The organism is Sphingomonas sp. LY29, from assembly GCF_035593985.1.
In the GTDB taxonomy this organism is placed as follows: domain Bacteria; phylum Pseudomonadota; class Alphaproteobacteria; order Sphingomonadales; family Sphingomonadaceae; genus Sphingomicrobium.
Window position 1 is genome coordinate 1,804,249 of the sequence record NZ_CP141587.1, and the last position, 13,348, is coordinate 1,817,596.

A 13,348-nucleotide genomic window follows, 5' to 3' on the forward strand; every position below is an offset into this window, starting at 1 on the left:
GCGCCGATGCTGAGGCAATTGTCGATCCGCGATGTCGTGCTGATCGACCGCCTCGACCTTGATTTCGAGCCCGGCCTTGGCGTGCTCACCGGCGAGACCGGCGCCGGCAAGTCGATACTCCTCGATAGCCTTGGCCTCGCGCTTGGCATGCGCGCCGACACCGGATTGGTGCGCGCGGGCGAGGCGCAGGCAAGCGTCTCCGCCTCCTTCGAACTTCCCGCCGATCATCCGTCATGGGCGCAGATGGCCGACCAGGGCATCGAGCGCGAGGAAGGCGAGCCGTTGCTCGTCCGCCGCACGCTGAAAGCCGACGGCGGAAGCCGCGCCTTCGCTGGCGGAAGCGCGGTGCCGGCGTCGGTGCTGCGCGAACTGGCGTTCGGCCTGATCGAGATTCACGGCCAGCATGACGATCGCGGGCTGCTCAATCCCAAGGGGCACCGGGACCTGCTCGACCTGTTCGGACGGATCGACCGCAGCCCGGTGGCGGACGCGTGGTCGGCGGTTACGGCTCTGACCGCGCGGCTGGCGGCGACTCGTGAAGCGGTCGAGGCGGCGGCGCGCGACCGCGAATGGCTCGACTTCTCCATCGATGAGATTGCCAAGCTGGGGCCCGAGGAAGGCGAGGAGGAAAGGCTCGCCGACTCCCGCCAGCAGATGAAGGCGGCGGCGCGGATCGAGGATGATCTCGGCGGGCTCGACGGATTGCTGTCGGGGTCGGACGGATCGCTGTCGCAGCTTCGCCAGGCCGCGCGCCGGCTGGAGCGGATCGCCGACGCGCACCCCCTGCTGGGCGAGGCGCTCGCCGCAGCCGACCGCGCGACGATCGAGGCGGCCGATGCCGAACAGAAGGTCGAGGAAGCGCGCCGGGCATTGGCGCATTCGCCGATCGACCTGGAAAGCGCCGAGGCGCGCCTCTTCGACATTCGCGGTCTTGCCCGCAAGCATCGTGTCGACCCCGACAAGCTGCCTGCCCTGCTCGACGACATGCGCGCGCGCCGAGAGTCGATCGACAGCGGCGAAGAGGAAGTGACCGCGCTCGAAGCCGAGCTTTCCCGCGCGCGCGATCGTTTCACGGTGGAAGCTGCGCGCCTCACTGAAGCGCGGACGGCAGCCGCCACGCGGCTCGACGCCGCTGTGGCGAGTGAGCTTGCGCCGCTCAAACTCGACGCCGCGCGATTCCGTACCGCGATCGCGCCGACCGATCCGGGCGCGGGCGGCAGCGACCGCGTCGAATTCGAAGTGTCGACCAACCCCGGCGCACCGTTCGGGCCATTGACCAAGATTGCGAGCGGCGGCGAATTGTCGCGCTTCATCTTGGCGCTGAAGGTGGCGCTGGCGGAAGCGGGCGATGCGGCGACGATGATCTTCGACGAAATCGATCGCGGCGTGGGAGGTGCGGTCGCCAGCGCGATCGGCGAGCGACTGGCCCGCCTCGCCCAAAAGTCGCAGCTGCTCGTGGTCACGCACAGTCCGCAGGTCGCCGCGCGAGCGGCGCATCATTATCGCATCGAAAAGGCGAGCGACGGCACCATCACTCGCACCAGCGTCCGCAAGCTGACCGACGACGAACGGCGCGAAGAGATCGCGCGGATGCTTTCGGGCGCAGCGATCACCGACGAAGCCCGCGCGCAGGCGGCGAAGCTGCTGGAGGCGGCGTGAGGGAGATCGCGCAAGCGCGTGCCAGCAAGGCGGTGCGGCACGAATGGTATCCGGTCGCCGATGCGCGATCGACGATCCTACTCTTCCCGACGGTGCGAGGCATCAGCGAACTCGAACAGCGCTTCGCGACGGAACTCAACGCCAAGGCTCGCTCTGTGTTGCTGGCCGACCTTTACGGTGACCGCTTCACGCCTGAGCGTCGCGACGAGGCTTTCAAGGCGATGGAAGCGATCAAGTCCGATCGCGCGGAAATGCGCGAGCTGCTGCAGTCGGTGCTGGCGACCTTGCGCGAAGTCGATGGCGTAGACGAAACGCCGGTCGTGGCGATCGGATTTTGCTTCGGCGGGCAGTGCGCACTCGATCTGGCGCGCTCGGGCGCCGACATCGCGGGCGTGGCCAGCTTCCACGGTTTACTTGACCCGCCCGGACTGCCGCCGCAACCAATCAGGGCCAAGATCATCGCATTCCATGGCTGGGACGACCCGCTTGCCAAGCCGGAGTCGGTCGTGACGTTGGGCGAGGAACTGACCGTGGCGGGCTGCGACTGGCAGGTTCACGGCTTTGGCGGGGTGGGCCACGGCTTCACCAATCCCGCCGCGACGGGGCAGATGCCGGGGATCGAATATGACGCCGCCGCCGCGCGGCGAAGCTGGGCGATGTTCGACCTGTTCTTGGCCGAGATCGAGTCGTGACCCGCTACGTCGCATTGCTCCGCGCGGTGAACGTTGGCGGGACCGGCAAGCTGCCGATGGCCGACCTGAAGCGTATCGGGGAAGAATGCGGCTTCGCCAACGTCCGCACCTTCATCGCCAGCGGCAATCTGCTGTTCGAAAGCGACGAGGACGAGGCGGCGGTCGCAAAGCGAGTTGGCGACGCGCTTGAGGCGCATGCGGGCAAGCGCATCCCGATCTTCGTCCGCTCGTCCCGCGAAATGGCGGCGACCGCGGCGGGCAATCCCTTCACCGACGACAAGCCGAGTCGGGTGATGGCGCATTTCATCGACGAGGAGCCGGACCAGGCAATGATCGACGCGGCGCGCGACGTCGCCGGGGAGCGGATCGCGCTGGGGCCGCGTTGCCTCTACGTCAGCTATGGCGAGGGCATCGGCAAGACGAAGCTGAAGCTGCCCGCGGTCAAGCACGGCACCGCGCGCAACCTGTCGAGCGTCGCGAAGATGGCGGAGCTGCTCGCGTGAGCGAGGCGGAGGTTGCCAATCGGTTGATGCGGCTGGCGCGCGAGATTGCGCGGCACAATCGCGCGTACCATGACCGCGACGCGCCCGAGATTTCGGACGCCGATTATGATGCGCTGGTGCGCGAGAATGCCGAGCTTGAGGCGCAATACCCGCATCTCGTCCGCGTCGATTCCCCGTCGAAAGCGGTGGGCGCGGCACCATCGTCGAGTCTCGCCAAGGTGCCGCACGCGCGGCCGATGCTGAGCCTGGAGAACGCCTTTTCGGACGAGGAGGTCACGGACTTCGTCGGCCGCGTTCGCCGCTTCCTGTCGCTCGGCCCCGACGCCGAAGTGGCGATGACCGCCGAGCCCAAGATCGACGGGCTGAGTTGCTCGCTGCGCTACGAAGACGGCGCGCTGGTGATGGCCGCGACGCGCGGCGACGGGACGGTGGGCGAGGACGTCACCGCAAACGTGCGCACGATATCCGACATTCCGCAGCAGCTACGCGGCGCGCCGCCGGTGCTGGAGGTGCGCGGCGAGGTCTATATGTCGAAGGCCGATTTCGCCGCGCTCAACGGGCGGCAGGAGGCGGCGGGCGGAAAGATTTTCGCCAATCCGCGTAACGCCGCCGCGGGGTCGCTCCGTCAGAAGGACCCGGCGACCACCGCAGCGCGGCCGCTGCGATTCCTTGCGCACGGCTGGGGCGACCTCAGCGAACCGCTCGGCCACACGCAGGGCGAGGCGATGGCTGCGCTCGCAGCACTGGGCTTTCTAGTCAGCGACCTGCTCCGGCTGGTGGCGACGACCGACGAGGCGCTCGCGCACTATCATGCGATCGAGCATGCGCGCGCCGACCTGCCGTTCGATATCGACGGCGTGGTCTACAAGGTCGACCGCCTCGACTGGCAGGAACGGCTGGGCCAGGTTGCGCGCGCTCCGCGCTGGGCGCTGGCGCATAAATTCCCCGCCGAGCAGGCAGAGACCGAGTTGCTCGCGATCGACATCCAGGTCGGACGGACGGGCAAGCTGACCCCGGTCGGGCGGTTGAAGCCGGTCGGTGTCGGCGGGGTAATCGTCGCCAATGTCACGCTCCACAATCGTGACGAGATCGCCCGGCTGGGGCTCCGCGTCGGCGACCGCGTCCGCATCCAGCGCGCGGGCGACGTCATCCCGCAAGTGGTCGAAAATCTGACTCGCGACACTGCCCGCGACGCGTTCGTCTTTCCCGACCATTGTCCCGAATGTCGGTCCGAAGCAGTCGCCGAGGAGGGCGAGGTCGACGTTCGCTGCACCGGCGGGCTGATCTGCCCGGCGCAGCGGATCGAGCGACTGAAGCATTTCGTGTCGCGCGGGGCGATGGACATCGACGGGCTCGGCGAAAAGAGCATCGTCGAGTTCGTCTCGCTGGGCTGGCTCGACGCACCCGCCGACATCTTCCGCCTGAAGGCGCACTGTGACGATCTGATCGGACGCGAAGGGTGGAAGGAAAAGAGCGTCGACAACCTTCTCGCCGCGATCGAGGCGCGCAAGGGCTTCGACCCGGCGCGCTTCCTGTTCGGACTTGGCATCCGCCACGTCGGCGCGGTGACGGCAAAGGATTTGCTACGCGCGTTCGGGACGATCGAGGCGCTTCAGGCGGCGGCGACCGGAGAGGGAGCGGAGGCCGAACTGTCGGCGGTCGAGGGCGTCGGGCCGGTGGTCGCCGAAGCACTCGCGGACTTCTTCCACGAACCGCACAACCGCGAGGCGCTCGCCGACCTGCTCGCGCTCGCCAAGCCCGCCGCGTTCGTCAGCCAGGCACGCGAAACCGAATGGACCGGCAAGACGATCGTCTTCACCGGCACGCTGGAAACGATGAGCCGCGACGAGGCCAAGGCGCAGGCCGAGCGCCTCGGCGCGCGCGCCGCAGGAAGCGTCAGCGCGAAGACCGACCTGGTCGTCGCGGGGCCCGGCGCGGGGTCGAAGCTGAAGAAGGCCGCTGACCTCGGCGTCCGTGTCGCGACCGAAGCCGAATGGGCCGAGATCGTGGCGAACAGCTGATGCTAGCCCACTTGGCGCTCGCGCTCGCGATCCAGTTGCTGGTCGTCGGGGTCACGCGAAGCTGGTGGGGCGGCGCGATCGCCGGAGCGGGTTGGGCCATCTCACGCGAGATAACGCAGGCCGAATATCGCTGGATCGAGCATCATGGCGACGGTGTTCGCGCCAACATGCCGTGGTGGGGCGGGCTCGATCCGATCGTGTGGCAGAAGGTCGACCCGTGGCTGGACTGGATCGCGCCAACGGCCCTGGTGATCGTGGTCGCCTCGGTCGCGACGATCAGGCGGCGGACTTAGCCTCGAGCACCAGCACGCACCACTCGCCGTCGCCGCGCTCGACGACGTTGCAGCCCTCAGCCTCATAAGCCGCAACCACCGCGTCGGCCTGCGTATCGAGCAAGCCGGCAAGGACGATGCTGGCGTTCGGCGCAACGCTGTTCGCGAAGGCGGGGGCCAGTTCGATCAACGGTCCGGCCAGGATGTTGGCGATAAGCAGGTCGAAGGGCGCTCGCTCGGCGAGCGATGGATGGTCCATCCCGTTGGCGACCGCGAGCGCGAGTTCGCCCTCCCCCTCGCCGACCGGGATTGCGTTGATGCGTGCATTGTCGGCGGTGACGTCGATGCTGATCGGGTCGATGTCGGTGGCGATCGCAAGTGCATCTGGCCACAGCTTCATCGCCGCGAAGGCAAGTAGACCGGTGCCGGTGCCGATGTCGGCGATGTTGGCGTAGCGCTTGCCGCTTTGCTCCAGCCGGTCGAGCGCGGTTAGGCAGCCGGCAGTGGTGTCGTGCTGGCCGGTCCCGAAGGCAAGGCCCGCGTCGATCTGGAAATTGATCGCACCATCGTCGGGCGCGTGGGTGGGCGTGTGTACGAAGAAGCGGCCGGCGCGGATCGGCTCGAGGCCCGCCTGGCTCATCGTCACCCAATCGTCCTCCCCCAGATATTCCTGCTCGATCTCCGACGCCGGGGAGAGGCGGCGAAGCAGGACGAGTTCCCGCGTGGTCGGCTGCTCGGCGAAATAGGCGTGGATCCGCCAGTCGTCGGGTGCGTGCGGGTCAGGCTCGTCGGCGACGATTACCGGCGGCTCATCCGCGAAGGGGAAAAGGTCCTCGCTCTCGGGCAGCGCTTCGGCTTCGGCGCGCGAACAGTGGAGGGTGACTCGCCAGCTCATTTCGCGGCTTCCTTGGCGAGGCGCTCGTCGAGTTTGCGCGTCAGCGTCGCCGCGTAGTTGCGGCACCCATTCTCGTCGAACAGCGGCTGCTTGCCCGTCATCCGTTCCTTCATTGCGCTGGAAGACGGGTGCGGGGTCAATAGGATCTCGCAACGGCTGGCGGCGACCTTGGCGATCGACGCGCGAAACGCGGCAAGCGTCGCGGAATGCGCCGAGAATTTATAATCGTCGCGGCTGACTGGGCTGAGGCTGTCGGCATAGACCATCGTCCGGCACACCGCGCCTTCGCAGCTTTCCCAGCGCCAACTGAGCGCGCCGGGGGTGTGCCCGGGGGTCGTGATCGCGGTGAGCAGCAGATTGCCGAGGCGAACCTCGCCCTTGTCGCCGATCACGCGGCCGACCGTCGCGGCGGGAAAAGGCTTGTGCATCCCGGCTTGCGGGTCGTCGGTGCTGGGCAGGCCGGTGTCGAGCACCCGCTTGGCCGGCGCCGATGCGATCAGGGTCGCGCCGGTCAGCTGCTGGAGGCGCGCGGTGCCGCCGACATGGTCGAGATGCTCGTGGCTGTGGAGCAGATACTTCACGTCGGTCAGCTTGAAACCGAGCGCACGGATGTTGGCGGCGATCACCTCGGCGCCGGCTTCGGTGCCGCCGTCGATGAGGACGTGGCCGTCGCTGCCGGTGATCAGGATCGACGAGATGCCGCAGGTCCCGACTAGGTAGGTGTTCGCGTGGATCCGCACCGCCGGCGCACGCTTGTCCCAGTCGGTCGAGTCGCCGCAGGTCGCGGCCCAGCGCGGGCCGGCCGTCTCGATCGGCGCGCGGGGGCGCTCGACTTGGCGCGGTGCGCGGCCGAGGGGAATGGTGATCTGCTGCGCGGCCGCGAGCAGGACGAGACTAACGAACATAGCTTGCTCCGTTGACGTCGATGACCGCGCCGGTGGCCGAGGGCGGCGCGTCGGTCGCGAGCCAGCGGATCGTCTCGCCGATTTCCTCGGCGCTGGCGACGCGGCCAAGCGGGATGTCGGCGAGCAGCTTGTCGCCGCCGCGGCTCGACAGATAATCCTCGGCCATGCCGGTCATGGTGAAGCCGGGGCAGACCGCGAACGCCAGGATGTTCTCGGCGGCATAGCCGCGCGCGATGCTCTTGGTCATCGCCACCATGCCGGCCTTCGATGCGGCATAGTGCCAGTGACCGGGGCTGTCGCCGCGATAGGCGGCGCGGCTGGCGACGTTGACGATGCGCCCGCCGGGTGTCGCCGACGATCGGAAGTGGGCGATGGCATGGCGGCACAGGTCGGCGCTGGCCTGCAGGTTGATGGTCAGCGTGCGGTTCCACGCCGCATGCCATTCCTCGTCGCCAGCATTGTCGGCGATCGCTTCGAACACGCCGGCGTTGTTGACCAGTACGTCGATCCGCCCGTCGAGCCGGTCGAACGCGGCTTCCCAAAGGGCGCGGGGCGCAGCCGGATCGGTGAAGTCGGCGGCGACCAGATCGGCGTCACCCGCGGTCGATTGGCCGATGACGCGATGACCGGCGTTGCGAAGCGCGGTCAGCGCCGCGGCGCCGATGCCGCGGCTGGCGCCCGTGAGAAGGATATTCATGGGGACGCCTTAGACGAGGCGCCCCATGACTGGGAATGGTCAGGCCGCGAACTTCGACACGAAATCGCTGGTCGTCGCGCGGAAGGTGTCGATCTGATCGCTGAAGCGGCCGAAGCCCTGCTCGACCCCGTCGATGTCGCGCGCGACGCTCTCGGTGTCGCTGCGGATCGCGGCGATGGTCGACGACATCGAATCGGCAGCAAGCGCGGTCTCGTCGACCGCGGCGGTGATCATCGTCACCGTCTGCGCCTGCAACTCCATTGCCTGGCGGATGCGGTCGGCGGAGGTCTGCACTTCTTCGACGGTCTTGCTGATCGACCCGTTGGCTTCGACCGTCTGCTTGGTCGCGGCGGTGATCGCGCTGATCTTCGCGGTGATGTCGTCGGTCGCGCGCGCCGTCTGGCTGGCGAGGCTCTTCACTTCCTGTGCGACGACCGCGAAGCCGCGGCCGGCATCGCCCGCGCGCGCCGCTTCGATGGTGGCGTTGAGTGCGAGCAGGTTGGTCTGCCCGGCAATGTCGCGGATGAGGCCGAGGATCGATTCGATCGCCTCGACATGGTTGCTGAGCGCTTGGCTGACCTTGACCGCGGCCTCGGCCTGTCCGCCGGCACGAAGCGCGACGTCGGAGGCGACTTCGACTTCGGTGCGGGCATCCTCGATCGCGCGGATCAGGCCCGCGGCGGTCTGCGCCGCTTCGCGCATCGCTACCGCCGACTGTTCGGCCGCAGCGGCGACTTCGCTGGTCTTGCCAAGCATGCCGCGTGCCGCCGACGAGGTCGTCATCGCAAGCCCACGAAGCTGCTCGCTCTCGCTGGTGCAGCTCTGCACCACGCTGAGCACCTTGGAATTGAACTCGCCCGCCTGCCGCGCCTGAAGCTGGTCGCTTTCCTTGCGCGTGATGGCGATGGCGTGATGGAAGAAGACGTCGATCTCCAGCATCTGGATCTCGGACAGGGTACGTGCGAGGCGGACCTGGTCGTCGGTCGACTCGGTCGCGGCGCGGATCGCGCGGAACGCTTCCTCGGTTTCCGCCGACAGGCCCGACAACAGGGTCGACAGGGTCAGGCCCGAGCCGAGCGCCTTTTCGACATAGGTGCGCGCGGTATCGACCCATTCGCGGCGGTCGACCCGTTCGAACTTGGCGCGAAGGTAGGGGGTGATCGCGGTCGCATATTGGTCGAGTTGCGCGTCGGTCAGGCGCTCGGCAAGCTCGGGCGATCGAGCGTACTGCTTCCAGAATTCGCGGGCGATGGCGGTGTCGGCCGGGGCGATCGTCGCCCACAGCTCGCGGGCGCGCTGGGGGAGGTCGCCGGTCGTGTCGTAGAAGCCCAGGCCCCGCGGCAGGTCGTAGTCGCCGTTGCTGGTTTCCTGCATCGCTGTCGCCATGACCGTATCGTTCCTTGAAAGTGAGGTATTGCGTTCGTCGGCTCCGCTATGGCCCGCCATTGGTTAAGAGCCGGTTAGCCCCTCGCAATCTTGCCAGCGTCGCCGATGATGCTAGGGGGTGCGGGACATTTCTCATGCGCGAAAACGAGGATCCATGACCCCGACGCACCCGCGGCCGCTGTCGCCGCACCTGACGATCTGGAAATGGGGGCCGGGCATGCTGGTCTCGATCCTTCACCGCGTGACCGGAAGCGGGCTCACCGTCGCGGGTCTCGGCCTGCTCACCTGGTGGCTCGCGGCGCTGTCGGGCGGCGAGGAAAGCTACGCGCGCTTCAGCTCGGTGATCGGCTACGCGCCCGCCGGAATCCCGCTGGCGATCATCGTGCTGGTCGCGCTGACCTGGGCGTTCTGGCAGCATTTCTTTTCGGGGTTGCGTCACCTCGTGCTCGATACGGGTGCGGGTTATGAGCTGAAGGTCAATCGCTTCTGGGCGATCATGACGATCGCGCTGTCGATCTTCGCCACCGCCGTGACGTGGTTCATCCTGTTGGGGGTCGGTCGATGAGCGTCGAAAGCAGCGCCACGCCGCTTGGCAAGGTTCGCGGCCTTGGACCGGCGGGCCATGGCGGCCATCACTGGCTCGAAGAACGCTTTACGAGCGTGGTCCTCGTCCTGCTTTCGCTGTGGCTGGTCTTCTCGCTGCTGATCCTCCCCGATTTCGATCGCGGAACGCTGCTCGAATGGCTCGGCTCGGCGTGGGCGTCGGTGCCGATGGGCCTGTTCGTCTTCTACGCGTTCAAGCACGGGCTCGACGGCCTCAAGGTCGTGGTCGACGACTATGTCCACCACGAAGGCAATCGCGTCGCGGTCCACTTCATCCTCACCATCCTGGCGATTGCCGGTGGCGCCGCGGCGCTGCTCGCGCTCGCCCGCATCGCCCTTGGAGCCGCCGCGGCATGACCTCCTACAAGATCATCGACCATGTTTACGACGTCGTCGTCGTCGGTGCCGGCGGATCGGGCCTTCGCGCGACGATGGGCGCCGCGGAAAAGGGCCTGAAGACCGCGTGCGTCACCAAGGTCTTCCCGACGCGCAGCCACACCGTCGCGGCGCAGGGCGGGATCGCCGCCAGCCTCGGCAACATGGGACCGGATCACTGGACCTGGCACATGTACGACACCGTCAAGGGGTCGGACTGGCTGGGCGACCAGGATGCGATCGAATATCTGTGCCGCGAGGCGCCTGCGGCGGTATACGAGCTGGAGCATGCCGGCCTGCCGTTCAGCCGCACCGACGAGGGCAAGATCTACCAGCGTGCCTTCGGCGGCATGACCCAGAACATGGGCGAAGGCCCGGCCGCGCAGCGCACCTGCGCCGCCGCCGACCGCACCGGCCACGCGATGCTTCACACGCTCTACCAGCAGAGCCTGAAGTATGACGCCGACTTCTTCATCGAATATTTCGCGCTCGACCTGATCATGGAAGACGGCGTGTGCCGCGGCGTCATCGCGATGAACCTCGATGACGGCTCGATCCACCGCTATCGCGCGCAAGCCGTGGTGCTGGCGACCGGCGGATACGGTCGATGCTACTTCTCGGCGACGTCGGCGCACACCTGCACCGGCGACGGCAATGCGATGGTGCTCCGTGCCGGCCTGCCGCTCCAGGACATGGAGTTCGTCCAGTTCCACCCGACCGGAATTTACGGCGCGGGCGTGCTCATCACCGAGGGCGCGCGCGGCGAGGGCGGCTACCTGACCAATTCCGAAGGCGAGCGCTTCATGGAGCGCTACGCGCCGTCGGCGAAGGACCTCGCCAGCCGAGACGTCGTGTCACGTTCGATGGCGATGGAGATCCGTGAAGGCCGCGGCGTCGGCGAGCATAAGGATCACATCTTCCTTCACCTCGACCACATCGATCCGAAGATTCTGGCCGAGCGGCTTCCGGGCATTTCCGAAACCGCGAAGATCTTCGCCGGGGTCGACCTGACGCGCCAGCCGATCCCGGTCACGCCCACGGTCCACTACAACATGGGGGGAATCCCGACCAATTATCACGGCGAGGTCGTCCACCTGAAGAATGGCGAGCCCGACACCGTCGTGCCCGGCCTGTTCGCGGTCGGCGAAGCGGCGTGCGTCAGCGTCCACGGCGCCAATCGCCTGGGCTCGAACAGCCTGATCGATCTGGTCGTCTTCGGCCGCGCCGCCGGTCTTCGCCTGGCGGAAGTAATTAAGCCCGGCGCGGCGCAGCCGACGCTGGCCAAGGAATCGGGCGCGATCGCGGTCGAGCGGCTCGACAAGTTCCGCCACGCCGACGGTAACACCACTACCGCTTCGATCCGCGAGGAGATGCAGCGCACGATGCAGGCCGACTGCGCAGTGTTCCGCACCGAAAAGACGCTGGCCGAAGGCGTCGCCAAGATCGACGCAATCTATGGCAAGCTGGCCGACGTGCGCATCGCCGACCGCAGCCTGATCTGGAACAGCGACCTGATCGAGACGCTCGAGCTCGACAACATGCTCGGCCAGGCGGTGGTGACGATGCATTGCGCCGCCAACCGCAAGGAGAGCCGCGGCGCACACATGCACGAGGATTTCCCCGATCGCGACGACGCCAACTGGATGAAGCACACGATCGCGACATTCGACGGCTGGGGTGGCAAGGGCGGATCGGTGAAGATCGACTACCGACCGGTCCACGACTACACGCTCACCGACGAGATCGATTACATCAAGCCGAAGGCGCGTGTGTACTAAGTCACTGCCAGCGTTGAGAAAATGCAGGGCGTCCGGAGCAATCCGGGCGCCCTGATCTTTTGAGCGAGCCGACGAACCGTGCCAAAATAGCGACGAACGGTTGACGACGAACCGTGCATTCCCGTAGACGAACCGAGTTCCAACCACGGGAGACGACGTCATGTATGCATCGGACGGGCAGAAAACCCCGGGCCGCAAACTGCTGTTTGCGGTCCTGATCGGATTGGCGCTCGCCATCCCGCTCTTCTCGGTTTGGCTGCTGATCTACGACCGGCAGAACCAGTCGAACGAAGCGCGGCAATCGATTACCGAAGGATGGGGCGGGCCGCAGACGATCAGTGGGCCGGTGCTCGTCATTCCCTATCGGACCACCGCGCAGGAAAGCATCGGCGACGGGATCAACCGCGTGACGACCAGCCGCGAAGTGTGGCGCGAACTGACGCTGGAGCCTGAGGCCGCCGACATCGCGACCACGATCGAACCCGAGCTTCGCAAGCGATCGATCTACGAAGCGGTGGTCTATTCCGCCGGAGCCAAGGGCGCTGCGCGTTTCGCCTTTCCGCCCGACCTCGCGCGTTTCGGCGTGGCGCCGGCGCAGATGGATCTGGCGCGCGCCAAATTGCGCTTCGGCCTCAGCGACCCTCGCGGGCTGGGCGCAAACCCCAAGGTGACGGTCGACCGGGTCGCGGCGCGGTTGCAGCCGGGCGGCGGAAGCGGTCCCGGACGCGGCTTCTTTGCCTTCGTCGATGCGACGCCTCTGATCGGGCGGCCGATGGCCGTCACCTTCGACTATGGCTTTCGCGGCAACAGCAGCCTCGGCCTCGCGCCGCACGCCGGTGACACCCATTGGGCAGTGAAGAGCAGCTGGGCCAGCCCGTCGTTCAAAGGCGACTTCCTGCCCGGCATCCGGCGCGTCGCCAAGGATGGCTTCGCTTCCGATTACCGCATCGGCAATCTCGCGCTGGGCCGTTCGCTGATCTCGACCGCCGACAAGGGACAAAGCAACATCACGGCGGGGCAGGGACTTCCAGAAGCGCCCGTGGCCGTCGACGGAGCGCGTCAGGTCGCTGAGGTCGCCTCGATCGAGCTGGTCCAGCCGGTCGACCTCTATTCGCGCATCGACCGGGCGACGAAGTACGGCTTCCTGTTCATCGGCTTTACCTTCGTCGCGCTGTTGATGTTCGACATCATCGGTGGCGTGCGCGTGACGGGGGTCGAATATCTGCTGATGGGGGCGGCGATCGTGCTGTTCTTCGTCCTCCTGCTCGCCTTTGCCGAGGTGATCGGGTTCACCGCCGCGTACATCGTCGCGTCGCTGGCGATCGCGGGATTGAACACGGCCTATTCGGCGGCCGTCCTGGGCAGTTGGAAACGCGGCTATGTGATCGGGGGGCTGCTCGTCGGTCTGTATGCCGTGCTCTACATCCTGCTCGGGCTTGAGGCGTTCTCGCTCCTGATCGGGTCGCTGCTTCTGTTCGCGGCCCTGGCGGCGGTGATGTACGCTACCCGCCGCATCGACTGGAGTGGCTCTTCGAAGGAAGTCGTCGCCTAGGGGACTGGTC

Annotated in this window: 13 protein-coding genes; 9 read left to right on the forward strand and 4 right to left on the reverse strand. The window is 67.2% G+C overall.

Features of this window, described 5'->3' with window-relative positions; translation table 11 throughout:
• Positions 1 to 6 precede the first annotated feature (6 nt).
• From recN to SH584_RS09185, 5 genes are read left to right on the forward strand one after another with little or no spacing between them, the layout of a single operon-like run.
• Positions 7 to 1,659 carry a DNA repair protein RecN gene (recN, locus tag SH584_RS09165; RefSeq protein WP_324806499.1) on the forward strand — a complete coding sequence of 551 codons (1,653 nt, stop codon included), beginning with the start codon at positions 7 to 9 and terminating at the stop codon, positions 1,657 to 1,659.
• Entirely contained in the window at positions 1,656 to 2,351 is a 696-nt protein-coding gene (locus SH584_RS09170; protein ID WP_324806501.1) for a dienelactone hydrolase family protein, read from the forward strand. The genes recN and SH584_RS09170 overlap by 4 nt, the downstream gene beginning before the upstream one ends.
• The gene (locus SH584_RS09175) at positions 2,348 to 2,854 is read left to right on the forward strand and encodes a DUF1697 domain-containing protein (RefSeq protein WP_322841517.1); all 507 of its coding nucleotides are present in this window, start codon (positions 2,348 to 2,350) and stop codon (positions 2,852 to 2,854) included. The genes SH584_RS09170 and SH584_RS09175 overlap by 4 nt, the downstream gene beginning before the upstream one ends.
• 26 nt (positions 2,855 to 2,880) lie before the next feature.
• The gene (gene ligA / locus SH584_RS09180; protein ID WP_416385176.1) at positions 2,881 to 4,875 is read left to right on the forward strand and encodes an NAD-dependent DNA ligase LigA; all 1,995 of its coding nucleotides are present in this window, start codon (positions 2,881 to 2,883) and stop codon (positions 4,873 to 4,875) included.
• Positions 4,875 to 5,168 carry a hypothetical protein gene (locus tag SH584_RS09185; protein WP_324806506.1) on the forward strand — a complete coding sequence of 98 codons (294 nt, stop codon included), beginning with the start codon at positions 4,875 to 4,877 and terminating at the stop codon, positions 5,166 to 5,168. Before ligA ends, SH584_RS09185 begins: the two co-directional genes overlap by 1 nt.
• Here SH584_RS09185 and SH584_RS09190 read toward each other — a convergent pair.
• Genes SH584_RS09190 through SH584_RS09205 form a run of 4 tightly spaced genes read right to left on the reverse strand, consistent with a single transcriptional unit; the run spans position 5,152 to position 9,030 of the window.
• Positions 5,152 to 6,042 (reverse strand): 50S ribosomal protein L11 methyltransferase, encoded by an 891-nt coding sequence (locus tag SH584_RS09190; RefSeq protein ID WP_324806508.1) that lies wholly within the window; start codon positions 6,040 to 6,042, stop codon positions 5,152 to 5,154. The two genes, SH584_RS09185 and SH584_RS09190, sit on opposite strands and share 17 nt — an antisense overlap.
• A complete protein-coding gene (gene bla, locus SH584_RS09195) occupies positions 6,039 to 6,947 on the reverse strand; it encodes a subclass B3 metallo-beta-lactamase (protein ID WP_324806510.1) in 909 nt (302 codons plus the stop codon). The genes SH584_RS09190 and bla overlap by 4 nt, the downstream gene beginning before the upstream one ends.
• On the reverse strand, positions 6,937 to 7,644 hold the full coding sequence (locus SH584_RS09200; RefSeq protein ID WP_324806512.1) for an SDR family NAD(P)-dependent oxidoreductase: 708 nt from the start codon (positions 7,642 to 7,644) through the stop codon (positions 6,937 to 6,939). The genes bla and SH584_RS09200 overlap by 11 nt, the downstream gene beginning before the upstream one ends.
• A 39-nt stretch (positions 7,645 to 7,683) precedes the next feature.
• Positions 7,684 to 9,030: a methyl-accepting chemotaxis protein gene (locus SH584_RS09205; protein ID WP_324806514.1), complete on the reverse strand. Its 1,347-nt coding sequence runs from the start codon at positions 9,028 to 9,030 to the stop codon at positions 7,684 to 7,686.
• 154 nt (positions 9,031 to 9,184) lie between these two features.
• Here SH584_RS09205 and sdhC point away from each other — a divergent pair, with 154 nt between their 5' ends.
• The 4 genes from sdhC (at position 9,185) to creD (ending at position 13,338) form a co-directional block, all read left to right on the forward strand.
• On the forward strand, positions 9,185 to 9,595 hold the full coding sequence (sdhC, locus tag SH584_RS09210; protein WP_322841510.1) for a succinate dehydrogenase, cytochrome b556 subunit: 411 nt from the start codon (positions 9,185 to 9,187) through the stop codon (positions 9,593 to 9,595).
• Complete coding sequence (sdhD, locus tag SH584_RS09215) at positions 9,592 to 9,990, forward strand: succinate dehydrogenase, hydrophobic membrane anchor protein (RefSeq protein WP_322841509.1); 399 nt, start codon at positions 9,592 to 9,594, stop codon at positions 9,988 to 9,990. The genes sdhC and sdhD overlap by 4 nt, the downstream gene beginning before the upstream one ends.
• On the forward strand, positions 9,987 to 11,786 hold the full coding sequence (sdhA, locus tag SH584_RS09220) for a succinate dehydrogenase flavoprotein subunit (protein WP_322841508.1): 1,800 nt from the start codon (positions 9,987 to 9,989) through the stop codon (positions 11,784 to 11,786). Before sdhD ends, sdhA begins: the two co-directional genes overlap by 4 nt.
• A gap of 160 nt (positions 11,787 to 11,946) precedes the next feature.
• The gene (gene creD, locus SH584_RS09225) at positions 11,947 to 13,338 is read left to right on the forward strand and encodes a cell envelope integrity protein CreD (RefSeq protein WP_324806517.1); all 1,392 of its coding nucleotides are present in this window, start codon (positions 11,947 to 11,949) and stop codon (positions 13,336 to 13,338) included.
• The last annotated feature ends 10 nt before the right edge of the window (positions 13,339 to 13,348 follow it).